The 24,277-nt window shown below is 48.5% G+C and carries 25 protein-coding genes; 3 read left to right on the forward strand and 22 right to left on the reverse strand.

Annotated elements, in window-relative coordinates:
* Positions 1 to 67: 67 nt before the first annotated feature.
* Positions 68 to 499 carry a Fur family transcriptional regulator gene (locus D1627_RS12405; RefSeq protein WP_119432596.1) on the reverse strand — a complete coding sequence of 144 codons (432 nt, stop codon included), beginning with the start codon at positions 497 to 499 and terminating at the stop codon, positions 68 to 70.
* 197 nt (positions 500 to 696) lie between these two features.
* Here D1627_RS12405 and D1627_RS12410 point away from each other — a divergent pair, with 197 nt between their 5' ends.
* Complete coding sequence (locus tag D1627_RS12410) at positions 697 to 1,812, forward strand: T9SS type A sorting domain-containing protein (RefSeq protein ID WP_119432597.1); 1,116 nt, start codon at positions 697 to 699, stop codon at positions 1,810 to 1,812.
* 57 nt (positions 1,813 to 1,869) lie between these two features.
* Here the strand turns inward: D1627_RS12410 and D1627_RS12415 are convergent, their stop codons facing one another.
* From D1627_RS12415 to D1627_RS12500, 18 genes are all read right to left on the reverse strand, one after another.
* A complete protein-coding gene (locus tag D1627_RS12415; RefSeq protein ID WP_119432598.1) occupies positions 1,870 to 2,712 on the reverse strand; it encodes a geranylgeranylglycerol-phosphate geranylgeranyltransferase in 843 nt (280 codons plus the stop codon).
* Between the two features lie 109 nt (positions 2,713 to 2,821).
* Positions 2,822 to 3,016: a cold-shock protein gene (locus tag D1627_RS12420; protein ID WP_046310054.1), complete on the reverse strand. Its 195-nt coding sequence runs from the start codon at positions 3,014 to 3,016 to the stop codon at positions 2,822 to 2,824.
* 120 nt (positions 3,017 to 3,136) lie between these two features.
* Positions 3,137 to 3,634, reverse strand: coding sequence for a KdsC family phosphatase (locus tag D1627_RS12425; protein ID WP_119432599.1), 498 nt, complete (start codon positions 3,632 to 3,634; stop codon positions 3,137 to 3,139).
* Positions 3,635 to 3,794: 160 nt separating this feature from the next.
* Complete coding sequence (gene iscX, locus D1627_RS12430; protein ID WP_233555621.1) at positions 3,795 to 4,040, reverse strand: Fe-S cluster assembly protein IscX; 246 nt, start codon at positions 4,038 to 4,040, stop codon at positions 3,795 to 3,797.
* 92 nt (positions 4,041 to 4,132) lie between these two features.
* Positions 4,133 to 4,462, reverse strand: a complete 330-nt coding sequence (locus D1627_RS12435; RefSeq protein ID WP_119432601.1) for a 2Fe-2S iron-sulfur cluster-binding protein — start codon at positions 4,460 to 4,462, stop codon at positions 4,133 to 4,135.
* Positions 4,463 to 4,566: 104 nt separating this feature from the next.
* Positions 4,567 to 5,364: a Rossmann-like and DUF2520 domain-containing protein gene (locus tag D1627_RS12440; protein ID WP_119432602.1), complete on the reverse strand. Its 798-nt coding sequence runs from the start codon at positions 5,362 to 5,364 to the stop codon at positions 4,567 to 4,569.
* Between the two features lie 99 nt (positions 5,365 to 5,463).
* Positions 5,464 to 8,061: a cytochrome c biogenesis protein CcsA gene (gene ccsA / locus D1627_RS12445; protein ID WP_119432603.1), complete on the reverse strand. Its 2,598-nt coding sequence runs from the start codon at positions 8,059 to 8,061 to the stop codon at positions 5,464 to 5,466.
* Between the two features lie 138 nt (positions 8,062 to 8,199).
* Positions 8,200 to 8,625 carry a cytochrome c maturation protein CcmE domain-containing protein gene (locus tag D1627_RS12450; protein ID WP_119432604.1) on the reverse strand — a complete coding sequence of 142 codons (426 nt, stop codon included), beginning with the start codon at positions 8,623 to 8,625 and terminating at the stop codon, positions 8,200 to 8,202.
* A 165-nt stretch (positions 8,626 to 8,790) separates the two neighbouring features.
* Positions 8,791 to 9,075, reverse strand: a complete 285-nt coding sequence (locus D1627_RS12455) for a hypothetical protein (RefSeq protein WP_199688431.1) — start codon at positions 9,073 to 9,075, stop codon at positions 8,791 to 8,793.
* 62 nt (positions 9,076 to 9,137) lie between these two features.
* Complete coding sequence (locus D1627_RS12460; protein ID WP_233555622.1) at positions 9,138 to 9,401, reverse strand: CcmD family protein; 264 nt, start codon at positions 9,399 to 9,401, stop codon at positions 9,138 to 9,140.
* Entirely contained in the window at positions 9,388 to 10,053 is a 666-nt protein-coding gene (gene ccsA / locus D1627_RS12465) for a cytochrome c biogenesis protein CcsA (protein ID WP_119432605.1), read from the reverse strand. The genes D1627_RS12460 and ccsA (D1627_RS12465) overlap by 14 nt, the downstream gene beginning before the upstream one ends.
* A gap of 209 nt (positions 10,054 to 10,262) precedes the next feature.
* Complete coding sequence (locus tag D1627_RS12470; protein ID WP_233555646.1) at positions 10,263 to 10,928, reverse strand: heme exporter protein CcmB; 666 nt, start codon at positions 10,926 to 10,928, stop codon at positions 10,263 to 10,265.
* A gap of 171 nt (positions 10,929 to 11,099) precedes the next feature.
* Positions 11,100 to 11,807: a phosphate signaling complex protein PhoU gene (gene phoU, locus D1627_RS12475; protein WP_119432606.1), complete on the reverse strand. Its 708-nt coding sequence runs from the start codon at positions 11,805 to 11,807 to the stop codon at positions 11,100 to 11,102.
* 61 nt (positions 11,808 to 11,868) lie between these two features.
* Positions 11,869 to 12,633 carry a phosphate ABC transporter ATP-binding protein PstB gene (gene pstB / locus D1627_RS12480; protein ID WP_119432607.1) on the reverse strand — a complete coding sequence of 255 codons (765 nt, stop codon included), beginning with the start codon at positions 12,631 to 12,633 and terminating at the stop codon, positions 11,869 to 11,871.
* Between the two features lie 6 nt (positions 12,634 to 12,639).
* Entirely contained in the window at positions 12,640 to 13,497 is an 858-nt protein-coding gene (pstA, locus tag D1627_RS12485) for a phosphate ABC transporter permease PstA (RefSeq protein ID WP_119432608.1), read from the reverse strand.
* Positions 13,490 to 14,365, reverse strand: a complete 876-nt coding sequence (pstC, locus tag D1627_RS12490; protein WP_119432609.1) for a phosphate ABC transporter permease subunit PstC — start codon at positions 14,363 to 14,365, stop codon at positions 13,490 to 13,492. Before pstC ends, pstA begins: the two co-directional genes overlap by 8 nt.
* Positions 14,366 to 14,446: 81 nt before the next feature.
* Positions 14,447 to 15,430 carry a PstS family phosphate ABC transporter substrate-binding protein gene (locus D1627_RS12495; RefSeq protein WP_199688432.1) on the reverse strand — a complete coding sequence of 328 codons (984 nt, stop codon included), beginning with the start codon at positions 15,428 to 15,430 and terminating at the stop codon, positions 14,447 to 14,449.
* Between the two features lie 116 nt (positions 15,431 to 15,546).
* Entirely contained in the window at positions 15,547 to 16,731 is a 1,185-nt protein-coding gene (locus D1627_RS12500; RefSeq protein ID WP_233555623.1) for a porin, read from the reverse strand.
* Positions 16,732 to 17,283: 552 nt separating this feature from the next.
* Between D1627_RS12500 and D1627_RS12505 the strand changes: the two genes are divergently transcribed.
* Together D1627_RS12505 and D1627_RS12510 are read left to right on the forward strand one after the other, a co-directional pair.
* Entirely contained in the window at positions 17,284 to 20,103 is a 2,820-nt protein-coding gene (locus D1627_RS12505) for a TonB-dependent receptor (protein WP_119432610.1), read from the forward strand.
* A gap of 42 nt (positions 20,104 to 20,145) precedes the next feature.
* Entirely contained in the window at positions 20,146 to 21,495 is a 1,350-nt protein-coding gene (locus tag D1627_RS12510) for a T9SS C-terminal target domain-containing protein (RefSeq protein ID WP_119432611.1), read from the forward strand.
* Between the two features lie 219 nt (positions 21,496 to 21,714).
* Here the strand turns inward: D1627_RS12510 and D1627_RS12515 are convergent, their stop codons facing one another.
* From D1627_RS12515 to D1627_RS12525, 3 genes are all read right to left on the reverse strand, one after another.
* Positions 21,715 to 22,674, reverse strand: coding sequence for an AAA family ATPase (locus tag D1627_RS12515; protein WP_119432612.1), 960 nt, complete (start codon positions 22,672 to 22,674; stop codon positions 21,715 to 21,717).
* Positions 22,675 to 22,839: 165 nt separating this feature from the next.
* Positions 22,840 to 23,325: a hypothetical protein gene (locus D1627_RS12520; protein WP_119432613.1), complete on the reverse strand. Its 486-nt coding sequence runs from the start codon at positions 23,323 to 23,325 to the stop codon at positions 22,840 to 22,842.
* A gap of 266 nt (positions 23,326 to 23,591) precedes the next feature.
* On the reverse strand, positions 23,592 to 23,981 hold the full coding sequence (locus D1627_RS12525; protein WP_119432614.1) for a hypothetical protein: 390 nt from the start codon (positions 23,979 to 23,981) through the stop codon (positions 23,592 to 23,594).
* Positions 23,982 to 24,277 lie beyond the last annotated feature (296 nt).

A 24,277-nucleotide genomic window follows, 5' to 3' on the forward strand; every position in this document is an offset into this window, starting at 1 on the left:
TCTATTGCTGCCGCATGGCAACAAGTATAAATATAGCAAAATTTACGCAGCAAACAGGTAGTCGGGTTTAGCCCTTAATCTGGCTGCTGCAACCCTTGCAGATACCTTCGGCAGAGAAATGCATGCGGCTTACCTGATAGCCCTGCGGCAAACTGATGTGTGGGATATGGACTTCGTTCAGGCAGAAAGTCTGGCTACAGGCCGTGCAGCTGAAATGGATATGGTTGTCGTGATGAATCTCCTGAGAGCATGTTTGCTGTTGGCACAGCGCAAATTTTACGGCACCGCCCACATCATTTATACTATGGATCAGGCCTTTTTCCTCGAAAGAGTATAGCGTACGGTAAATCGTTACACGGTCATATCGGTCCCCGATCAGCTTCTCAAGATCAGCGTGCGACAGGGCATAGCCTTTCTCCAGGAACTGGCGAAGCACTTCTTGCCGGCAACCTGTTTTGCGTAAGCCATAGTCCGAAAGCAGCTCCTGCGCCTTATTCATACTTATAAAGTTCTCTGGTCTGGAAACTCTCAAAGTTACATATTTCCTGTTTAAAAACAGTGCTGTAACAAAAGACGAACGATATATAGTAAAAAAAGTATAAAAAATGAAAGCTAAAAACTATGACTTACGTATGAATCCTAAAGCCAAATAGTGAAACTAAACAATTATATAAAATCTTAATATTGTAATAGAAAATGAAAGCAGCTTTACAATTTTTCCTGATACTGGTAGCTGTTATGCTTGTTAGCAGTGCAAGTATGGCTCAGACGGTAACCACCACGCTAGGCCAGCTAGAAGGCGTTAAAACCGGCCAAGAGAAAGAGTTTACCGTAACCGTGGATGCGGCTGGGCAAACTGCTACAGTACGTGGCCGCTTAGCGTTTACCGATTACCAGAAAGACCAAATTGGGCAGATACAGTATAAAGCCCCTGGCGAAGAAGCCTATATGAACCTTAGCATTGCCAACGATGGTATTATAATGTTTGGGCCAGAAAATGGCTTTGCGCTTGCCAATGGCGTGCATAGTTTTAAAATACGCTTTAATGCTGGCAGAACATATCCTTATACAATCGCATTAGTTAACACTGCTAACGGCCAGAATGTGGTTACCACCTCAGGTAGCGTAGTGGTGCAGCAAACCGCTGAGCCGACCATAGATGGAACGCTGGACATAATCTCTGATGTTACAGCCGACAAGGATATTTTATGGCAAGTGCTGGTAAGGCCTAACGATAGAGCTGATAATGGCGACATGGTAAACCTTGTGATCAAGCTGCAAAACCCAGAGCAGCGTAACAACTTTACCCTGATGTATAACGCTAACCGCGAGGCTCAAACCGAAGAAGAAGCACAGTACTCCACCGTTACATTCGACGAAACCGGAATGGCTGTTATAGGCCCTGAAGGCGGAGAAGAGATGAAGGGAGACTATAAGTACTATTTTAAAATTAACTTTGCTGCAGCAGGCACTTATAATTATGCTTTAAACTTACACCGTGTGGATGGCAACGTATTAGCCTCAGTCAACGAGACCGTGATGGTAGCTACCGTAGCCGGCCTCGACGATATGATCGGCGATACCCGTGTAGCTGTTTACCCAACTGTCTCTGATGGTATGGTGCGCCTGAATCTTGGTAAAATCCGTAATGCCAATGTGGCTGTGGTAGACATACTGGGCCGCCAGGTACTGGAACTTAACAGAGCGAACGGTGTGGTAGAAATCAACACGAAGAAGTTTGCTAAAGGAACATACTTTGTAAAGGTATTTGCAGGGAATGATGTGGCCTCGAGCCGCCTGATTGTAAAATAATACCCCTATTAATTGGTTACGTTTTAAGCCTGGGGCGCTCGCCTCAGGCTTTTCTTTTTACAATAGCAGCATCGAGAGGATGCCTGTAAGCATGATGAGCTTATTCAGGTTGCTGAGAAATGTGAAGTCTCGTTTGCGATCGGCACGTACCAGCTTAAGCAGCAGCCACACGCTGGGCAGTAATACTAGGGCTGCCATATATACATCAAATAACAAGCGGGAAGCAGGATGGAAAATAACCACAAGTACAAAGACCTGGAAAATGGCTATTAATGGGTAAAGGACTAGCTTTGCACCCCGAAGCCCGGCCACTATTGGTAGCGTGCGGCAGTCGAAAGAGGCATCGCCCTTCATGTCCTCAATGTCCTTTATGATTTCCCGGATGAGCGAGATGAGCAAGGCAAACAAGGCATAGCCCATCGTTATCTTATTTAGGGTGTCGTCGTAAACGGCCACTACCAGCAGCATGGATGCGGAAAGCAACGCGATGACGATGTTGCCGACTAAGAGCATTTTCTTGAGCCTTGCCGAGTAGCCCCACAACAGCAGCACAGCACCCAGGTTAATCAAGCCAACAGGTAAGGCTAAGTATAAACCGGCCAAAACCCCCAGTGCCGATAAAATTAAGTGAGCAAACATGGCCCTTCGCCTGCGTATCCGGCGGCCTATCAATAGCCGGTCTGGTTTGTTGATGGCATCAATTTTTACATCGTAGTAATCATTGATGATATAGCCGGCCGCTGCAATGCATACCGTAGATAGAACCAGTAACAGAAAGTCTGAGTTTAATACCTTGGCCCACTGTACGCCAGGCGATAGCAAGCATGCTTGCACAAGTGCCTGGCTTAGCGCAATCATCACAAGGTTGCGGGCTCGGATCAGTGTTAGTATAGATTTCACGGGCAGTAGCAGAAGATGAGCGGCCGCTGTAAAGTTACAATACAGCTCGGAACAGGCAACAAAAAAAGCCCCTGCGAGGGGCTTTTCCTGTATCAGTAAGTATGCTTTGTTAGAACTTCTTCACATTTACTGCATTAATTCCTTTTTTGCCTTCAACAGTGTCGAACTCAACACGGTCGTTCTGTTGAATTTGCAAGCCATTTAAGCCTGTTACGTGCACAAAAAAATCTTCATTCGTTTCGTCTTCGGTGATAAAACCAAAGCCTTTTGACTCAATAAAAAATTTTACTTTTCCTGTCTTCATAAAATTTGAACTGTTAATAAGTAATTAATCTGTCGTAAACTAGAAATATTTTTTAATATATGCAATAACATATTAAACAAATTATTCAATTTCTTTATAGAATAGTATAAACAGGCTCAATTACCAGGTGTCTTGTGTTTTCATGATTTGCTCAATTAGTTCACGCACAGCGCCTTCACCGCCTTTCTTGCTGGCTTTAAACATCGAAATTTCCTGAATATCATCGGCAGCATCGGCTGGGCATGCACGTAACCCGCAGCGTTGCATCACTTCAAAATCAGGCATATCGTCGCCCATGTATGCTACGGTAGCCGGGTGCACACCCTGCATATAAATGTAGTCTTCCAGGGTGTCCACTTTGTCCTCTATACCCAAGAAGATATCTTCTATACCTAACTGTTCCAGGCGCTTGCGCACGCCCGGCTCGTTTTTGCCAGAGATGATTGCTACACGGTAGCCTTGGCTAATGGCGTGCTTTATGGCAAAGCCATCTTTTATGTTAAAGGCGCGCACCTGCTCGCCGTCGGCAAAGCAGTATAGGCGGCCATCAGTAAGCACGCCGTCAACATCAAAGATAAATGTCTTAATGCGGGTCAGGTCTTTTTGGGTAATGGACATAATGACAGTCAGGTTTATCAGGAAAAGAAGTATAGCGCGGCCCTGAAAGTGTAAGGCTTCAAGAGGCAGGGCTGGGTTGAAAACAAAAAGGCTCTTTACATGAAAGAGCCTTTAAAAGTATATATTTTTCAGAATTTATACTTACCGATACAAGTTTATTCTAGTCTTGGTTGTCGCGCCACTCGTAAACCCAGGCCGCCTGGATCTGCTCCAGGTGTCCTTCGTTTGCTTCTTCGCGCGTGCCTTCAAAGTTAGGCAGGGTAAGTATCCACTCCAGCAGGTCTGTAAAGCGGATGCGGTAAATCTTCGACTCGGTAAAATCATCGCCAAACTTCTCGTAGAGTGCCATCGCGATGTCTTCGTAGTCGTTCCAGTGTATTGGTGGTTCGTAGCTCTTATTCATCATTTAAACTGTTAAATGGTTTGATGGCTAAATGGCTTTCGCTGCATGAGGTAAGTCATCAGCAGTTTAACAATGCAGCCATTCAGCAATTTAAATTAGTGGCCCAGGAAGTCCTGCTCCGGAATGGTTACAACAATATCCTCGTTGCCTTGCACAACGCACTGGCAGCCAAGGCGGGAGTTGATGCGCGGGTCTACGGCGCGGTCAATGTAATCCTCTTCTTTGTCAGAAATTTCCGGGAGGTCATCCATACCAGCCTCAATGTACACATGGCAGGTGCTGCAACCGCACACGCCGCCGCAGTTATGCTGCAGCTTGATGTCGTTGTTCAGGGCTACATCTAGCACCGACTCGCCTTCTACGGCCGGGAGTGTTTGGTCCGGTGAGCCGTCAGCAAACTTAAATGTTATATTTACAACTTTCATGTCTGTGTCTTTATACTAAAATGCAAAGTTACAAAGCCGGGTTACCGAATCAAAGTAGGTATGAATTTATGCGTTGCCGCTTTTGCAATCTGGCGGGGGCAGGCTTACTGATCAGGTTGGGTGCCTTGTATACTTTGCGTAAGGAGCGTGTATAGCTGGTGGAGGCGAGGCTGCTGCTCCAGCATGTGCAAGTGCGCTTCAATAACATTCTCGTCGTGGCGGATAGCTGGCCCGGTTTGCACAGTGAAGGGGTGTTGCTCAAGCGCTTTATTCACTGTTTCCTTAATCAGAGGGTCCAGGCTTTGTGGAGGCAGGCCGGCACCATACAAAAGCTCCTGACTAATGCCAAGCAGATGATTCGTGAAATTACAGGCGAAAACAGCCGCTAGGTGCAGCTGTTTTCGTGCCACTGAGTCCACTTTATGCACCGTTTGCGTAATGCTTGCCGCCAGTTCCTCAAGCTGTTTAAGCGTGCCCGGGTTTTCAGCTTCCAGCAAAAGTGGCACAGCCTGAAAGCTGACTGCTTTGGCTTTAGAGAAAGTTTGTAACGGATAAAAAACGCCTATGGCAGCGCCTGTTACAGGCGAAAGTGCGGCCAGCGGCATTGCGCCGGAAGTATGGGCAACTAAAGTGCCTGGTGCCACCTTAAGCGCTGCGGCCACATTTGCCAGGGCTGCATCCGGAACTGCTATGAGCACGGCATCTACAGCAATGTGTTGCAAATCGAGGGAAGTGGTGGCTTTGGCGTGTGCCAGCTTTTCCAGAAGCGCATCGCGGCTGCCGGCAGTTCGGCTATAAACGCCTATGATGTTGTGGCCTGCTGCCTGTAATGCCTGCGCCAGGTGCCAGGCAACGTTTCCGGCCCCAATTATGGCAATGTTCATCGGTTTCTGTAAGTCCATACTTCAACTGTTGGGCTAAGTTAAAAACTGGAGGCCTATAAAGCAAAAAAGCCTTTGCTGCGGCAGCAAAGGCTTTTTTAGAAAGTGCTTTTGCTGCAATTAGGCAGCTTGCGCTTTTCTTTTGGGAGTAGGTTTAGCCGTAGCATTTTTCGGCGTGCCATCGTCCTTGCGGCGTACAATGGCCATCACAAAACCAATTGCCATCACAATGGTACCAATCCAAAGTATGTTTACAAAAGGCTTCTCCATGGCTTTCAGGATGATATAATCCTTTTGCGTAGCATTTACGCCGATCTTAAACTTGTTATTCTCTGTATCGATGTTCAGGAAAGTTAGGCGCAGGCCAAGGTCTGCCACTTCTTCCGGCACACGGCCCAATAACTGGTCTTTGATCATCAGTACCGGGTGGGCATGGTAGTTCTTGCGCTCGCCAAAGATTTTCATATCGGCTTGCACAGCCACGTCTCCGGGCTCCAATACTACGCCTGGCACCTGTTGCACCGGCTCAATACCATTAAACACAGCCACATAATCGTTAAGGATGATGGTATCGCCGGCGGCAACCTCATATTCTTGTAGGTCACCCCATTCTTTCTCCTCGTTCGGGTCAGGTACAGAAGAAACGTGCGTATACAGGTCTTTATTGGCAAAGTGCTTAATATCCGGGGATGCCAGCAGGCCCATGTTCGGGTTTACCTGGGCACGCGGATAAAGCGTAAAGGTCTTGTCGCCTTCGCGCTCTTTGTACTGCACCTGGTAGTAAGTGTTTTCCGGGGAAAGCAGGTCCAGTGTGTCGCCGGTCTCAAAGTATACTTTATCGCCAGACTTTATCTGCCCGCGGGCAATAGCTTTATATTCATCTGCTGTTGGGAAAAGCAGCTCGCGATTTACATAACCCGGCACGCCCTCTACTTCCTGAAACTGGCCATGGTAGCTTACAGTGTACTTATCCATCTCTACGGGAGCGTTGCGCCACAGCAGCACGTTGTCGCGGTTTATCGCATCCGGGAACTCACGGGAGTAAACCATACCAGAAGTATTTTGAGAGATGATGTTAGAGTAACCCGAAGAAAACAGCACGCCAATTAGCATCAGGGCTATACCAATATGGGCCACTGCACCACCCGAGAGCGATACTTTTTTGTGCAGCAGGCTCAAGATAATGCTCAGGTTAGCGAATACAGCAAAAAGCGCCGCTACCAATAGTATTATATACACTGGATTATCCATTGTCTCGTGGAGCATGCCCAACTTGGAAAGCACAATAATCAGGCTGGCGAACAGTAAGGTGAGCATGCCAGGTAGCGTAATTGCATCCAGGAAGCTGCCTTTATCGCCTTTGCGCCACCAAAGCAATTGGCCGACACCGGTAAGCACGGCAATGGCTACGCCGCCCCATAACTGGAACTGCGTATAATGCGCAATCTGATCGGCTGGCAGGGCTATGTTCGTCTCGATGCCGATAAAGCCCATGAAGGAATTATACACCGGAATGGATGTAGTGAACAATACCTGAAATGCTGCTAAGCAAAGCACAATTGCCCCGATAAATACCCAGAACTCGCCGCTGTACGTGGAGAGCTCTTTGGCCGTGGTCGGGATGCTCTTCCAACGGTAAACTAGCAAGCCAACCGCCAGCACCGCAAAGGCAGCCAAGTATGCAAATAATTGTCCGGAAAGGCCAAGGTCTGTAAACGAGTGCACGGAGGCATTGCCCAAAATGCCGCTACGCGTTAGGAAGGTAGCGTAAAGTATAAGTATGAACGAGGCGATGACAAGTATGAACGATGCCTTCAGGCCAGACTTACCACGGCGGTACGCAATCATAGTATGGATAGCGCCAACCAGCACCAGCCACGGAATGTATACGGCGTTCTCAACAGGGTCCCAGTTCCAGTAACCACCGAAGTTAAGCGTTTCGTAAGCCCAGTAAGCACCCATCACGATACCAACACCCAGCACTACTGCCGCAAAATGCGACCAAGGCAGCGCAGGCTTTACCCACTCGGTAAACTTGCCTTTCCAAAGACCAGCCATGGCAAAAGCAAAAGGTACTAAAGTGGCGGCAAACCCAAGGAAAAGGGTAGGCGGGTGAATAACCATCCAATAGTTCTGGAGCAGCGGGTTCAAGCCCGTGCCGTCTTGCGGTACAAAGTTCGGGTCCATGGCAAATACCGGGGCATCTGTCATGAAATCGCGCATCAGGATAAAAGGAGAGGAGCCGATCTTCAAGTCACCGATCACCACACCCAAAATCATGGACGTGAGAAACAGTTGCACAAAAGAGAACATGGCCATTACTGGCGCTTCCCATACATTGTTCTTTTTGCCGCTCTTAATCAACACAAAGCCAAGCAATACATGCCAGAAAATCCAAAGCAGGAAAGAGCCTTCCTGGCCTTCCCAGAAGCACGAAATCATGTAGTATACCGGCAGGTGATTGGAGGAGTGGCTCCAGGCGTAATAGTATTCGTAGCGATGCTCATAGATAATATTGAACAACGAAAAGATAACCATCATCACGGCTGCACCGTGCACGTAAAAAGCACCGCGTGCCAGGTTGCGCCAGCTCATGTCGCCGGAAGCCTCCACCTTGGTGCGTGATGCCATAAAATATGCGTAAGAGGATACAATGGCTGCTACAAAAGCCACAATCACACTCGCATGGCCAATATCCCCGATCAGCGTATTAATCATTTCTGATAGTTAAAAAGTTAGAAATTTAAGACGTTAAAAAGTGATTAAAAGCTAGTAGGTTAGGAAGTTCTATCTGTTAGCCATTCTGGCATAATACACAACTCGCTAACTTTCTAACTCTTTAACTTTCTAACTAAATCAAAGGCTTGCTGTATTTTGCTGTATTTCTTTTTCCACGTATTTGGACGGGCACTTGAGCAGGATTTTGTCGGCAACAAACACATTCTGCTGCATATTGCCCGTGATCACTACTTGTTCGGAGCGTTCAAAATCCTGTGGTTTGGGGTTATAGTATACTACCTGTTGCTCTACGCGGTTTGTGTCTACCAACGTGAAGGTGAAGTAGTTTGGGTCTACAAGCGGATCGTAGTTCATGCCCACAATATGGCCCTGCGGGTCTTTTTTGAGGCGGCCAACCACATGCACTTTCGTCATGTCGCCATCTTCGGCGCGTTCAATGGCCTCTCCAAATGAAACGTAGGTGCTGGCATCGCCAACCGACGACATAATGATAACAATCGCAACTGCGATGACTAAAATCCCGATGATATGTGACTTCTTCATCTATAATGAAAATTAAAGTATGCTGTTTTTCCTGTAGCCTAACACACAACAGAATGATATAAATCCATTGCCTGCGGCTTATTTCATACTTGCAGCGCCATACATCACCGGGGCCTGTATGCAGCAAAGGCGTTTAGTTCCTTTTGCTGCCAATGATCGTGAGTATTAGGCTCTCATTAGGCTTTCCTGCTTTGCCTCGTCCAGGGCCAGGTAAAGTGCGTCAGAGTCCAGCAGCTTGTAGGCCCTGAGGTGGCGCTGCGAGATAAACCAGATCTCGTTGTATGTATTGCTGAGTATAAAAAAGCACTCCGATGTTTCGCTGGCATTATATACACCCAGTACTTTGTAAGCAAAGGCGGGGTCGAAGCGACCATCATTTACCGGGTGCGGCTTTACATGCTCTAAGGGCTGAAGGCTAACGTATAGTTTAGGGTTAAGGGTGATGCTCATTTTTCTTAAAATTGAAAGTTATCTGAGCGCTCATACGTAAACCCGTTGGCCTTCGGCCGTCTTTATTCGCGCATTTGCTTCTCTAGCTTGCCTACCTTACGGTCCAGCGTTACAAGGTACAGAATCAGGCCTGCCATTACGGTGAGCAGCACAATTACCACCACGTAAATCTTGCCGTCCTGGCGCAGGGTGTCGGCCATTTCTACCTCTGGCTGTGCCGTTGCAACAGCGCTTTCGGTCTGGGCTGGCTGGGCCTGCGCTTGCTGCAAACCTGCAGTGGCACCAAGTATAAAGCACCACACTGCCAGTATTCTAAACAGTTTCATATATGCGTTGTCTGAGTATTTCTAATCTTGATTTCACGTTAATGATCCAGATGCCGAGCAGTGTCCAGCCCAATACGGCTGGGTAAAACACTAGGCGCAGGCTGCTATCCATGTCGTAGGTGTTAAAGCCCGGGTTGCCTCCGTTGCCGGGGTGCAGCGAGTCGGTGAGGCGCGGAAGTATAAACAGCAGCGGAATTAGGGCCGCAAAGGCAAAAATGTTATACACTGCACTGATACGTGCGCGTTGCTGTTGCTCGCTAAACGAGCTGCGCAGCACCAGGTAAGCAAAGTAAATAAGCAGGCCAATGGCCGATGCATTTTGCTTAGGGTCGTTGCTCCAGTACTCGCCCCAGGTAAACTTGGCCCACTCCATGCCGGTAACGATGCCCAGCACGCCAAACAGTATGCCTACCTTGGCTGCCTCGTAGGCTATCACATCGTTTTTAACGGTTGGGTTACGAAGGTATTTAATAGAGTATACTACTGAGATCAGCAGGATCAGGATCATGCCAAACCACATGGGCACGTGAAAGTATAAATTGCGGATGGTCTCGTTAAGGATAGCAAGCCGCGGTACTTCAGAAAGCATACCGGCCACCACGGTAAACACCAGTAGCACAATAGCCAGTAATTTCCACCAATTCTTTCTCATTGCTTATAATCGGATGCCGGGGCTAAAGCCTTGGGCTGCATTGCCCCGTACTCCCCGGTTTGTTTCTATACTTTATCCTAACAAATAATTTCTCAAATTCTCTCCCTCCGGAGCCGTCTGCTTTTATCCGATGTCAGAATCGGGTTTTCCCAATTTCTTTGAAGGAGTATGCATAAACCAAGGCCAGGAAACTGTCTCGGCCGCCAGCCTTACGAACGCCAAAGGTACGGGAATAAGATGTAAGATACAGTGACCACAATCATGTTTATGGCAAGCAGCGTAAGCAGTTCGTCGAGGCTGAGGCTGCGGTCAAGGCCATCCATCGCGTTTTTAGACATCCGTATCAGCATCAGCAGCATCGGCACGATCACCGGGAAGCTAAGCACGGCCATCAGAGTGCTGCTGTTGGCCGCCTTTGAGGCAATGCTCGAAATCATGGTAAGCGAGGTGGAAAAACCGATTGCGCCGAGTAGCAGGCTCAGCAAGAACATCGGAATGTCCGCCACCGGGTTGCCTAGCACAAAACCGTAAAACAGAAAGCAAATAATGGCCAATAAGAGCATTAGCAGGGTGTTATAAATGATCTTGGCCAAGATGATGCCCTGCGGGCTTACAATGGAGTAAAAGTATAGCAGGCGGCCACGGTTTTCCTGCATAAAGCTTTTAGCAATGGCATTGACCGAGGTAAACAGCAGGATAATCCAGAGCAGGGCGTTCCAGACGGGAGCCACGAGCAGGTTGGAGCGCATGCCAAAGCTGAGGTAGCATACAAACACGACACTGCCCACGTAGAGCAGCATCCCGTTCAGAGCGTACTTCTGGCGCCACTCCAGCACCAAGTCTTTCTGAATCAGGTATAAGATTTCTTTAAACAGCACTTTTGGGTTTTTGCTGCAAAGTTAAGCCACAAATCCTTGCAAAGGTAATTTTTAGTGAGGGATTGCTTGCGGAGCTGCTAAGGCCTTTTATACTTTGGAGCAGGCTGAAAAGCAGAAAGGCACCAACCGCCAGGGTTTGTGCCTTTCTGAAGTGTAGTTTTGTGCAGCCTACTGGGTGTTACCAGGCTTGTCGTCTTTCGGAGTTTTCTTCTTTTTCTTATCAGAACGGTGCTTTACCACTTTTGCCTCTCTGTAGAAAATAACTTCTTCGGCAATGTTGGTTACCTGATCACCAACGCGCTCCAGTTTCTTGATGATGGAGAGCAGTGCCAGCGCTTCCGAGATTTTATTCGGGTTTTGCACCATGTACTTTGTTACCACAGTGTCGGACTTACGGTAAATCTTGTTCAGGATCTTGTCCCGCTTGATTAGCTCTTTAGCTAGTTTGGGGTCATTGTTTTTAAAAGCGGTGCGGCAATCTTCAAACATAGCCAAGGCTTCCTCATACATAGGCAGCACTTTGGTCATTTCCATCAGCGCAGGATCCACGGGGGCTTCCAGCTTTCGGGCGAAGCGTGCAATGCCTTCAGCCGTATCGCCGATGCGTTCCAGGTTTGCGTTTATCTTAAGTATGGCCAACACCATGCGCAGGTCCACGGCAACCGGCGTAAACAAGGCGAAGAAGTTCTCGCACATGCGGTCTATCTTCACGTCGAACTGGTTTACCTTGCGGTCCCTTTTTATTACCAGCTTAGCCAGCTCCACATCGGCGTTAACCATAGCCTCGCGGCCGCTTTGGAGTTGATACTCTACCAGGTCCCACATCTCCAGGAGCTTGGTTTTGAGGCGTTCTAATTCGGTGTCTATATGTGGCATTTAGGTGGTATGTTTAATAAGGTGAGAATCTACAAGTATACGGCAGGCTACTGCAAGGGTATCAACCAAAGCGGCCCGTGATATAGTTTTGGGTGCGCTCATCCTTGGGGCTTGTAAACATTGTTTTCGTTTTGTTAAACTCCACCAGTTCACCCATATAGAAAAAGGCTGTATGATCGCTAACGCGGCCTGCCTGCTGCATGTTATGCGTTACAATTACAATCGTGTAATCGGTTTTCAGTTCGTAGATCAGCTCTTCCACCTTCGCGGTAGAGATTGGGTCCAGGGCTGAGGCCGGCTCATCCATCAGCAGTACGGATGGCGAGATTGCTAGCGCACGCGCAATGCACAAGCGCTGCTGCTGGCCACCCGACAGCGCCAGGGCAGATTTGTGCAGCTTGTCCTTTACCTCGTCCCACAAGGCGGCACGCTTCAGCGATGTTTCAGCGGCCTCTTCCAGCACCGATTTCTTCTTGATGCCCTGTATCTTCAGCCCGTATACCACGTTTTCGAAAATGCTCTTTGGGAAAGGGTTCGGCTTCTGGAAAACCATTCCTACTTCCTTTCGCAGCTCATCCACACGGATATTTTTCTGATAGATGTCCTTGCCGTCCAGCAAGATCTGGCCCTCTACCTTAAAACCATCAATGTAGTCGTTCATGCGGTTGAAGGTACGCAGGAAGGTAGACTTGCCGCAGCCCGATGGGCCGATAAAGGCAGTAACCGCCTTCTCTTCCATACCAATGTTGATGTTCTTCAGCGCATGAAAGTCGCCGTAGTATGCATCGAGGTTTATAGCCTCCAGCTTATTCGTTTTTTTGCTCATGGAGTGTTACCACTTAACTTTTTTCTGCTGTTTGTTGCGTAAGTATACGGCAATGCCATTCAGCAGGAAGGTGATGATCAATAGTATAATAATAGCCGCGGCAGCGTTTGTCAGGAATGCCTCCTGCGGTCTGGAGGTCCAGTTAAAGATCTGGATTGGCAATACCGTAAACTCATCCATCGGTGTGGACGGTGTAAAGGGTACATAAGCCAATGCTCCGATCACGATAAGTGGTGCTGCCTCGCCAACTGCCCTGGACAGCGCCAGGATAATGCCTGTAAGTATGCCCCCGAAGGAAGCAGGCAGTACCTGGTTCCATACGGTTTGCCACTTCGAGGCACCCAGTGCATAAGAGCCGTCGCGGATGCTTCGGGGCACTGCCTTAATAGCCTCACGAGTAGTTACAATGATTATCGGCAAAATAAGCAGCGATAGCGTAAGGGCACCTGCAAGCAGGCTGCCACCCAAGCGCATCTGGCGCACAAAAACCTCCAGGCCAAGCAAACCATAAATAATGGAAGGCACACCCGCTAGGTTGGCAATGTTTATCTCCAGAAAGTTAGCCATTTTATTCTTCTTGCCATACTCTTCGAGGTATACACCGGCAGCCACCCCTAGCGGGAAGGCAATAATTGTGGTTAATACCAGAATCCAGAGCGTGCCTACCCAAGCGGTAAGTATACCGGCACGGCTGGCCCTGCGCGATGGCAGGCTTGTAAGAAAGTCCCAATCGATGCGCGCAATGCCCTCTGCGATAATATCGAAAAGGAACACTGCCAGCACAACCAAGCCAATGAAGGTGCAAAAGATGCCGAAAACCTGGAAGGCCTTATCCTTTAGCCTGTTTATGTCAGAGTTAGTCATATTTTTCCTGGTATTTCTTTTTGATCCAGAAGCTGAGGTTGTTCAGCGCAAACGTGAAAACGAAGAGGGTTATACCTGCCGCAAAAATGGTTTTGTACTCCAATGACCCCTGCGGCACATCGCCTAAACTCACCTGCACAATGTAGGTGGTAATCGTCTCGATAGGCACCAAGGGGTTTAGGGTAAGGCGCGGCTGCTGGCCAGCGGCCACTGCCACGATCATGGTTTCGCCCACGGCTCTGGAGATAGCAAGTATAACCGATACGATTATGCCCGATGAGGCAGCTGGCACCATTACGCCGAAGGAAGTTTGCAAGCGGGTAGAGCCCATTCCATACGCTGCTTCGCGTAGGGAGCGGGGCACAGAGCTAATGGCATCTTCGCTAAGCGAGGAAATCATGGGGATGATCATGATTCCCATGACGATACCTGCGGAAAGGGCGTTGAAACCGGCCAGTGAAGGTATGAACTGTTGCAAGAAGGGCGTTACCACTGTTAAGGCAAAAAAACCATATACAACCGTTGGGATGGTTGCAAGCACCTCTAGCAACGGCTTCACAACCTGCTTGAGAGTGGCGTGCGCATACTCGTTTAAGTAAACGGCAATGGTTAGCCCGATAGGGAGCGCCACGGCAATAGCCACGCCTGTGGTTAAGAGTGTGCCCGCCACCAGTGGCATAATGCCAAATTTTTTATCTGCAAACAGCGGTGTCCATTCTTTCTCGGTGAGGAACTCTGCAAGCGACACTACTCTGAAGAAGCTGATGGACTCTGATAGCAGCACCCAGATGATGCCGGCAGTGATGAGTATTGTGATTACGGCAGCTAACCACAACAAGCCCTCGATAACTTTCTCTGATACTCTCAAGGTGCTGTTTCTTGTTAAAGGCGCAGGCAGGGCAGCAAATTTACATGCCGCACTGCCTGCGCTTTATATTATAGTTGGATTTTACTTTTGAGCACCTTTTGCAAATTGCTCGAACTTCTGCTTCTGCTCTTTGTACAGCTCGTCAGGCAGCGGAATGTAGCCTACTTCCTGGCTTAGCTCACCTGCGTTATCCAGATAGAAGTTGATAAAGGTGATGACTTCAGGGCGCGCCGTAGCTTTTGAGTTTACATAGATGTATAGCGGGCGGGAAAGCGGCGCATACGAACCGTCTTTAACAGTCTCCAGCGATGGAAGGATCGCGCCTTTTCCGTTGCTGTCGTCCATATCGTCTACTGGCACAGCCTTAAGCTTACTCTGGTTTTCCTCGAAATAAGCAAACCCGAAGAAGCCCAGAGCATAAGGATCTGTTGATACGCCTTGTACCAGTACGTTATCATCCTCGCTGGCTGTATAGTCGCCGCGGCTAGAGTGGCTCTCGCCTACAACTGCCTCTGTAAAATAATCATAGGTGCCAGACTCAACACCAGGGCCATACAGGTGCAGCTCTTTATCAGGCCACTCCGGGCGGATCTGGTTCCATTTTTTGATAGTGCCTTGTGCAGCCGGCTCCCATATTTTCTTTAGCTCAGCTACTGTAATGTCTTTTACCCAATCGTTTTCCGGGTGCACCACTACAGTTAGGCCATCATAAGCTACCGAAAGTTCAACATAAGTAATGCCGTTTGCCTGCGCAAGGCTATCCTCAGACGGTTTCATCTGGCGCGATGCATCTACAATGTCGATATCGCCTCGGGTAAACTTCTTCATACCTCCCCCGGTACCTGAAACGCCTACTGTTACTTTCACGTCAGGGGCTTCAGCACGAAACTCCTCCGCCACGGCCTCTGTAATAGGGTATACTGTAGAAGATCCGTCGATCTGGATGCTTCCAGAAAGGCTAGATCCACCTTCAGCATTCTCTGAATTACCACCGCAGGCGCTGAAGAGCATCGTAGCGCCCAGCAGCATGGCAGCGTTTAGATTGTTAAGCTTTAAGTTAAGCATAAGTCAGTGTTTGGTTTAGTTGAGTGTCTTTTATGATTTGTTCAGCAGGCATCAGTAATTTTTTGCTTTATACTTAGATGCCATATAAGTAGTTATGAAAGTGCAGTTGGCAGGCGTTATAGGGCCACTTCCATCTGCAACCTGAACAAGTAAGCGTTCTCCCGCCCAGGCTGGTCCTGAAGCGTTACGTCGCTTTGTACCTTTAGGCTGTGGCCTGAGATATATTTGGATAATCCCAGTGTATACTGCTCTTGTGAACGTAAGTTGGTGGCTTTGTCAGGATTGTAAGTTGTGTAGCGGCCCGCAACTTCCCAATTGCTCGGGAAAAGGTAACCAGCCTGAATATTAAAAGCATTTCCGGTTACAAATGTCTCCTCAACAGCTCCATCATCGCTTCTTAAAACCACAGGTCCGGCAGGGGCAGTTTTATTGGCGTATTCTGCCATAGAAGAGAAACCTCTATATTTGAACATGTAGTCTACAAACAGTGTACGCAGGTCGCGCTCATCTACTAAAAAGTCGCCTAACTGGCCACCTTCTCTAGAAGCATTATCATTAAAGTTGTACGCAGCTGCAATAGCCAACTTAGGTGTCTCTTCGCGTACCAGATCGCTGCCTACATAAGCACCGCCTCCCTCAAACTCCCCGAAAGGCATTACCTCAATTTTAGCAGTATAATCGTAGCCGCCGGCATTGTTCACCGTAATATCGCGGCCCTCGCCCATAGAAATAGAGCCAGACTCTCTGACAACGGTAGTACCCATTGTATGGGTGTGGTGTAGTTGCAGACCCGCGTCACGGTCAATGTTAAAGCGGGAGTTTAGTAAGCTTCGGTCTACGAACTGCATTTTCTGAGAAGAGATGATCCGCTCGCGGTTACCAGGCAGTTTTGTTTGGCCTACCCAAAGCTCCCAGTTTGGAGCGAAATTCCACATAGCTACCGCGTCTAAAATAATATTGTCGGCGTTGTTGAACCTGGCAGGATCGTCGTTGCCGATGTCGCTGTTACTAAGGCCCAACTCTATTTTATACTCTAGTTTAGGCGAGTAGGCGAAGCCTTCAAACTTAAGACGGGCTCTACGGATCAGAAAACGGTCGTCCAACTGATCGGTGCTGTTGTTGATGGCACCTTGGTACAACATCTGAAAACGGGTGCCCAACTTAAGGCTGAAGGAAGAGTCGGCGGCTATAAACTGCAGGCCCTTGCCAAATTTACTTTTGTTAACAGTTTGAGCCTCTGCGGTGTTTAAGGCAAGGCATGCTAGCGCTACAATAAGTGCGCCTCTCAGCTTTTTGTACACGGTACTATTTGTTTGGTGAGAAAATTACTTTGCTAAATGGCTGTTAGTTATTTTAACCTATCTAACTAAACAAGTATGCTTTCTGGCTCTGAATAGTAAGTGCAGAAAGTGTTTTTATACTTGCCCGGCAACTGTAGTTAGTCAGGCTGCAGTTGCCGGTCCACTCTTTCTTTTGCCTTAGCACCGCCTTAGTCAGGGGCGGCAACAGTGGCTTCCGAAATCTTGGTGCAAAATAAGTGTATTACTGTTACTGCTGCTTTACCGCAATGTTAAGCTAATGTTAACATTTAAAGGTTGCCGCTTAGCGTCCTGTTTTGTGTAAACAGCTGCATATTAACAATGTATAGCGTGCCTGAGGAAGTGAGCACACAGGCTATACGTTAAATTAGGCATGCTTAATATTATGGTAATGTGCAGTTAAAAGTGCGGTAAAGCTACCGTAACCCCAGCTTAACACAAGCAAGCGTTACTTAACGGTATCATAACTCCGACTTAAAGCTGGCTTAAACTAGCCGCTATACTTTTGCAGCGAGACTAAACAACAGTACTTCAATGAAATTTTTATTTACGATTCTCACCATCTTAGCTACAGCTACTTTCGGATTTGCCCAGCAGGGCACCTTAAAAGGGAAGGTTACCGACAAAACTACCGGCGAAGAGGTAATCGGCGCTGTAGTTTTTATTAAAGGAACCGCTAAAGGCACCACCACCGACTATGAGGGTAAATTTACGCTTCCGCTGGAGCCAGGCGCTTATAATGTGTCCGTAACTTTTGTGTCTTACAAGCCTTTCGAGCAAGCAGGGGTGCAAGTGGCAGCCGGCCAAACCAAAACCCTGAATGTGCAGCTGGAGCAAAACACAACCCAGATACAGACAGTAGAGATTGTAGGAACCCGCCAAACGAACACCGAAACGGCCGTTTTGGAGACAATGCGCCAGAGTGAGGTAGTAGTTAGCGGCGTGGCAGGCGAGCAGATTGCCAAATCCATGGACCGCGACGCAGCCGAAACAGTGAAGCGCATACCGGGCGTAACCATACTTAACGACCGATACGTGGTTATACGGGGTATGAACCAGCGCTACAACACGGTGCTGCTGAACGATGCCCTGACCCCAAGTACAGAGCCAGACCAAAAAGCCTTCTCCTTCGATATCCTGCCAACCAGCGTGATCGACCGCATCATGATCTATAAAAACGGTTCTCCGGAGCTGCCTGGTGAGTTTGGCGGCGGTGTGATCAAGATCTATACTAAGAATGTGGTAGATGAGAACAAGACGACCATCGGAGTGTCGGGCTCTTATCGCGTGGGCACAACCTTCAACAGCTTCCTGACCAATACGAAAGGCAGCACTGATCTTTTGGGTTTCGATAACGGAGACCGCGCCATACCTACTGGCATTCCTGCTGATATAAACATGGTGAGCAAAGGTAGCGACGAGCGCCAGCGCTTAGGCCGCCTTTTCCCGAACACCTGGGCACCAAAGTCAACTACAGCTACGCCAGACCTGCGTATGTCGCTGGGCCTGAACCGCCGCTTCGACCTGGGTGATGTAAGAATGAGCACCATCTCGGCGGTGTCTTACAGCAACACACAATCTGTTACAGAAGGCACGAGAAATACGTATGGCAGCTTTGACCCAGCTACAGGCAAGAGCTCCTCATACCTTAGCTTTAACGATAAAGTATATGCCAACAACGCCCGCTTAGGTATAGTTAGCAACTGGTCGGCGCGCCTTAACAACAATAACAAGGTAGAGTTCAGAAACCTGTTTAACCAGCTAGGCACAAGCGAGGTGCTGGACCGCGAAGGCGTGGACAGAACAAATGGCACGCAGCTGCAGCACAATTACGCAATGCGCTATGAGAGCCGCACAATTTACTCCGGCCAGCTTCAGGGCACACACGACTTCAGCGATAACAACTCTACCGTAACCTGGACAGGTGGTTATAACTACACCAACCGAAATGAGCCCGACTACCGCAGGTTTAGAACAGTATACGAAGACGAAGAGCAAGCCTATGGTGTGCAGTTCCAGCCGGAAACTAACCCAAGCCTTCAGGATGCGGGCCGCTTTTACTCTGACCTGAACGAACACGTGGTAATGGGTAGCGGCCAGTTTGAGCACCGCTTCGAAACCGCCGACTCTACCGCAGAGAACGCCCCCAAGATTAGAACCGGCTTCTACCTAGAGCGCAAAAAGAGAGACTACACCTCGCGTTATTTCTCTTTTGGATATAATAGCAACGGAAACAACGGAGCTTATAACGAGTCTATCCGCTTCCTGCCACTCGACCAGGTTTTCTCCCCGGAGAACATCAATAACGTAGATGGCCTAATGCTGCTGGAGGATGCTAACCCACAAAACAACTACGATGCTTCCAATCTAAATGTGGCCGGTTATGTAGGCGGCTCTTCCCCGCTCACAGAAAAGCTGTCGGTATCGGGTGGTGTGCGTGTAGAGTATAATAACCAGGAGCTTATTACGCGTAACTTCGACAACTCCCCAATTAAGAAAGACAACCCGGTGCTAAGTGTATTGCCCTCTGCAAACCTCACTTATAACCTTACACCACGCGCCATGCTGCGTGCTGGAGCCAGTGTTAGCGTAAACCGCCCTGAGTTCCGTGAGCTGGCACCAGCCCCATACTTCGACTTTGTGAACCTGCTGGAGGTAATTGGTAACCCGGATCTGGATATTGCCACGATTTATAACAGCGATCTGCGCTACGAATTCTACCCGAACCCAACTGAGCTGCTATCCTTCGGCGGCTTCTACAAATACTTCAATAAGCCCATCGAAGCAGTGTTTGCCAACACGCCTGGCGGCAACACCATCACTTTCGAGAACGCAAAGCATGCTTACAGCTATGGCGTGGAGGCAGAGGTAAGGAAATCACTGCTTGACCTGTCAGAGTCGCGCTTTGTGCAGAACCTGACACTGGTATTGAACGCTGCCTTAGTGCAGAGTGAGGTGGAGCTGACGGAGAAGTATGCAGAGTTTCAGCCTGGCAAGCGCGCCATGGTGGGCCAATCGCCTTATGTGGTTAACACCGGTGTGTATTACCAGGATGATGACAGAAAGCTACAGTTTAACGTGCTGTATAACATAATCGGCAAGCGCATTTTCGCGGCGGGCAGCAACCAGCGCCAGGCAGTGTATGAGATGCCGCGCCACCAGGTAGACCTGTCCCTGACTAAAGGTATCGGCGGGCACTTCGAGGTAAAAGCTGGCATCCAGGACCTGCTAAACCAGAAAACGCGCCTGATCCAAGACTCTGATAACAACAGCGATATTACCTCTATAGATGAGTCTTTCAGAGAGTACCGCAAAGGCCAGTACTCCACTATCGGAGTGACTTACAAATTTTAAATAGAACCCCAAAAAACAACTAAAACCAATAATTAACTACTTATGAAAAAGTTATTTAACCTATTGCTAGTCGCTTTTCTTGCGGTGTCTTTCGTTGCCTGCGACAACAATGATGATGACAGCACCCCGGTAGCAACGGGTGAGCAGTTCACGACAGAGCAGACAAATGGCATGATGGCTGTTTCGGGCTCTACAGAACAAGATTATACTATGAAGGCGGGTACTAAATACCTGCTGAAGGGATTTGTATATGTGAAGAGCGGTGCTACGCTTACCATTGAGCCAGGCACAGTTATTATGGGCGACAAGGCCTCTAAAGCTACGCTTATTGTGGAGCGTGGTGCCAAAATTATGGCAGAGGGAACCGCTGCCAAGCCAATCGTATTCACTTCTGCACAGCCTGCCGGCTCTCGTGCCGCTGGCGACTGGGGTGGCGTGATCATCCTGGGCAAGGCTCCGGTTAACTTAGGAACCTCAGCTAAGATTGAAGGTGGCGTTGACCGTGAGTTTGGCGGTACAGATGCTGCCGACAACTCTGGTATCCTGAAGTATGTGCGCATCGAATACCCTGGTATCGCTTTCCAGCCAGATAACGAGATAAACGGCCTTACATTGGGTGGCGTAGGCTCAGGCACTACCATCGACTATGTGCAGGTGTCTTTCAGCGGCGACGACTCTTTTGAGTGGTTCGGCGGGTCTGTGAACGCCAAGCACCTGATCGCTTACAAGACAGTGGACGATATGTTTGATACAGACAACGGCTACTCAGGCAAGCTGCAGTTCCTGTTAGGTATCGCAAACCCGAGCGTGGCCGATGCTTCCGGTTCTAACGGTTTTGAGTCTGATAACGACGGTAGCGGCTCGCCTGCCACACCAATCACATCGCCTACATACTCTAACGTAACGTTGTTCGGCCCGCTGGGTGCTTCAACTACTATCAACTCTAACTTTAAGCGTGGCCTGCACCTGCGCCGCAACAACAAGACAAAACTGCACAACTCAATCGTGCTGGGCTGGCCTACAGGCCTGCTGTTGGATGGTACGGCAACAGAGACTAACGCTGCTGCAAACGAGTTCAAAATCCAAAACACGATCATTGCGGGTTCTTCTGCTGGCAAGGCCCTTACAGTCACTGATGGCAGCACATTCGACGTAGCCACATGGTTCAACGCATCAGCGAAAGGAAACGCAGTAGTTGCCAACCTGGCAGACCTAAACATCAGTGGCGCTTACAATGCAACGCCTAGCTTCGTGAAGGCAACGACCACGGTGCAGCCAAGCTTCACTGGTTTGGATAGCTTCTTTACTACAGTAGACTACGTTGGTGCCTTCGGTGCTACCGACTGGACTGCCGGCTGGGCTAACTATAACCCACAGGGTACTGCTTACTAATTAAATTTGTAAGAAACTGGTTGCACATGTATGGGTGAGAAACATCGTGGCAATCATTAGTGGCGTGGCTTAGTCTCCCATGCTGCCAGAAGCCCGCCCTTTCGGTGGGCTTCTTTGCGAAAAACAAAAGCCATACTTGCCTGCCAAGTATAAAAAGAGAAGCCCGGAGCGAATACTCCGGGCTTCTCTTTTTATACTTCTGTTTGTACTTAGGCAGGTTTAGCTGATGGGCACTTTGCGCAGAATGGCCTCTATAAAGTCTTTGGTCCGGATGCCGTCGGCCTCTGCCTCGTAGTTAAGTATAATGCGGTGGTTCATTACGTCGTAAGCCACTTCCTTTATGTCCTCAGGCAGCACATAGTCGCGGTCGTCGAAGTAGGCCACAGCTTTGGCGGCGCGATTCAGGGCTATACTTGCCCGCGGCGATACCCCAAACTGAATATAAGGCGCAAACTCCAGCAGATCATACTCTGCGGGGCGGCGTGTGGCGAACACCAGCTCAATAATGTATTTTTCCAGTGTTTCTGATATCTGTACCTGGTTTATCTCGTTCCGGATGGCGAAGATATCCTCCTTACTCAGCACTTTGTTCACCGTGTCGGCATAAGTCATGTTAGCCATGCGGCGCATGATTTCCAGCTCATCTTCCTTCTTAGGGTAGTCGATGTATACTTTCATCATAAAGCGGTCTACCTGTGCTTCGGGTAGCGGGTAAGTACCCTCATGCTCCACAGGGTTTTGGGTAGCCAGCACCAGGAAGGGCAGGTCCAGGAGGTAAGTGGTTTCGCCGATGGTTACCTGTTTTTCCTGCATGGCCTCCAGCAGCGCTGATTGCACCTTAGCCGGGGAGCGGTTTACTTCATCGGCAAGTATAAGGTTGGCAAAGATCGGCCCTTTCTTTACCTCAAACACAGAAGCATTTTGGTTGTAGATCATGGTGCCGATTAGGTCGGAGGGGAGAAGGTCTGGTGTAAACTGTATGCGCTGGAAATCGAGGTGCAGCGCTTTGGAAAGCGAATTAATGGTAAGCGTCTTGGCCAGGCCAGGCACGCCTTCCAACAGAATGTGCCCCCCGGTAAAGAGGCCGATCAGCAGGCGGTTAACCATATATGACTGGCCTACAACTACCTTGCTCACCTCATTAAAAACTTGCTTTATTTTTAACTGGTATGTATTCACGCTATCTGTCTATCAAAGTTCTCAGCCAAGCCGTACTTGCACTAGCCGTTAAAACCCTAAATATAGAGATAATACGGTAGTACTGCCAAGATATTGCTTGCAGGCGTGTAACAAAAAAGCACCTGAAAAAGGTGCTTGATGACGCATAGCAGCGGGCAGGTATGTTTATGCAACTTTCAATTTATGATGCATCAGGTAAGACATTCGGTTTTGCTGTGCTTCTTTTATCAATGGTATCAGGGTGTGCAGGCGCTTTTGGTGTACATCCAGCGGAAGCACTAGCAAGTTGCCCTTGTTAGTGCGCACATGTATGCGTTGCCGGCGGGTCATGATAAAGAGTGCCAGAAAGAAGCCACTGAGTAGAAAAAAAGCATCATTTAAGTATACTAACAGTGCTGAGGCAATGCTTAAGCCCACGTATAGGTTAACACCTGTTGCTTTCACCTCCCAATCCGAGATGTCTTCGAGCATCACGGCGTTGCCATGGTGCCGCGCCCAAGAAAACTTGCGGAGGATCAGGCGGTGCGTTGTAAGGGCAATGCGCTTATCCACGGTTTGAATAAGGTGTTGTTCTCCAGGTAATAGCTTGTTTGTCACCATTTGTGCCGAAGTCTTAAGTTTGTCTGTAACTAGGTGTCGGGTAAAGGTCATCGTCACAATCTGCAGGTTTAAGGTTTCGGGTATATGATTCCGAAAATGCTGAAAGGGTTGCATCCTTAGAGCCTACAAATATAGATTTTTAAATGTAAAGCGGGAATCGCTTAATAGAGCTTAGTACGGTGTTCATAATTTAATGGCGAATGATTGATATATAATACTAGTTAAATGCAGTAATTAGAAGGTGGAGATACTAAAAACGCGAACAGCCTGCCCGAGTAGGGCAGGCTGTTCGCGTTAAAAATATACTTAAAGTATACTCAATCAGTCAGGTAAAGCTCTCCTTCGTACCCGTGCGCGCGTTGGTTTTTAAAGCGGGTAATGTCGGTTTGCATGTTATCGTAAATCTCCTGAATTTCTTCGGATTCCTGGGTAAGGGGCTTAATGTGCTCGCTCAGTAACTTGGCTGCCAAAGGATAAAACTTGGAGTCGTCTGTGTTTTTGGCGTTCACCTTAAAAGAGGTAACCGCACTCTCCAACTTCTTTAGCGCTGGGTACTGCGCTTTGTATTCTTGAATGGTATCGCGGAGCTTCTCCCGTATCATCAGGTACAAATCCTCCTCGAACGTCATTCCAAAATCATCATCCTCATCCTCGTCGTCAAAGTTGTTGTAGGCGAAGTCGTCGTCGTAGTCAAAATCGTCTCTCATGGCTGATAATCAGGTTGTTTTTTTGTTGTTACGGGTTAAAACTCTGTTTGTGTCAGGAAGGTGTTGTTTTTAGCGTCTTAATTTAAAAACCAAAGCAGGCGCAAAAGTACGTGCCCCCTGTGTTAAGCAAAGTGCATAATTAGTATTTCGAACCATAATTTGCAATGCCTGATGGCGCACTTTTAGCCACAATCTTAAACTTTTTACCAGAGGCAGGCTTTAATGGGGCTAACCTTGCTGCCTATCACGTAGCATACGTAAAAGCAGAAAAGCCACCGCGCAGGCGATGGCTTTTC

The sequence above is a fragment of the Pontibacter oryzae genome (genome assembly GCF_003576375.1).
Taxonomy (GTDB): domain Bacteria; phylum Bacteroidota; class Bacteroidia; order Cytophagales; family Hymenobacteraceae; genus Pontibacter; species Pontibacter oryzae.

Coding starts and splice junctions, on each gene's coding strand:
- D1627_RS12495 (WP_199688432.1), bottom strand. CDS start 15,430: ATGCTTAACTTAAAGCTTAACAATCTAAACGCTGCCATGCTGCTGGGC.
- pstA (WP_119432608.1), bottom strand. CDS start 13,497: ATGACTAACTCTGACATAAACAGGCTAAAGGATAAGGCCTTCCAGGTT.
- D1627_RS12420 (WP_046310054.1), bottom strand. CDS start 3,016: ATGAAGACAGGAAAAGTAAAATTTTTTATTGAGTCAAAAGGCTTTGGT.
- iscX (WP_233555621.1), bottom strand. CDS start 4,040: ATGATGAATAAGAGCTACGAACCACCAATACACTGGAACGACTACGAA.
- ccsA (WP_119432605.1), bottom strand. CDS start 10,053: ATGAGAAAGAATTGGTGGAAATTACTGGCTATTGTGCTACTGGTGTTT.
- D1627_RS12525 (WP_119432614.1), bottom strand. CDS start 23,981: ATGAGAGACGATTTTGACTACGACGACGACTTCGCCTACAACAACTTT.
- D1627_RS12440 (WP_119432602.1), bottom strand. CDS start 5,364: ATGGACTTACAGAAACCGATGAACATTGCCATAATTGGGGCCGGAAAC.
- D1627_RS12425 (WP_119432599.1), bottom strand. CDS start 3,634: ATGTCCATTACCCAAAAAGACCTGACCCGCATTAAGACATTTATCTTT.
- D1627_RS12520 (WP_119432613.1), bottom strand. CDS start 23,325: ATGACCTTTACCCGACACCTAGTTACAGACAAACTTAAGACTTCGGCA.
- D1627_RS12460 (WP_233555622.1), bottom strand. CDS start 9,401: ATGAAACTGTTTAGAATACTGGCAGTGTGGTGCTTTATACTTGGTGCC.
- D1627_RS12455 (WP_199688431.1), bottom strand. CDS start 9,075: ATGAGCATCACCCTTAACCCTAAACTATACGTTAGCCTTCAGCCCTTA.
- D1627_RS12435 (WP_119432601.1), bottom strand. CDS start 4,462: ATGAAAGTTGTAAATATAACATTTAAGTTTGCTGACGGCTCACCGGAC.
- D1627_RS12405 (WP_119432596.1), bottom strand. CDS start 499: ATGAATAAGGCGCAGGAGCTGCTTTCGGACTATGGCTTACGCAAAACA.
- D1627_RS12410 (WP_119432597.1), top strand. CDS start 697: ATGAAAGCAGCTTTACAATTTTTCCTGATACTGGTAGCTGTTATGCTT.
- ccsA (WP_119432603.1), bottom strand. CDS start 8,061: ATGATTAATACGCTGATCGGGGATATTGGCCATGCGAGTGTGATTGTG.
- D1627_RS12510 (WP_119432611.1), top strand. CDS start 20,146: ATGAAAAAGTTATTTAACCTATTGCTAGTCGCTTTTCTTGCGGTGTCT.
- D1627_RS12505 (WP_119432610.1), top strand. CDS start 17,284: ATGAAATTTTTATTTACGATTCTCACCATCTTAGCTACAGCTACTTTC.
- D1627_RS12450 (WP_119432604.1), bottom strand. CDS start 8,625: ATGAAGAAGTCACATATCATCGGGATTTTAGTCATCGCAGTTGCGATT.
- phoU (WP_119432606.1), bottom strand. CDS start 11,807: ATGCCACATATAGACACCGAATTAGAACGCCTCAAAACCAAGCTCCTG.
- pstB (WP_119432607.1), bottom strand. CDS start 12,633: ATGAGCAAAAAAACGAATAAGCTGGAGGCTATAAACCTCGATGCATAC.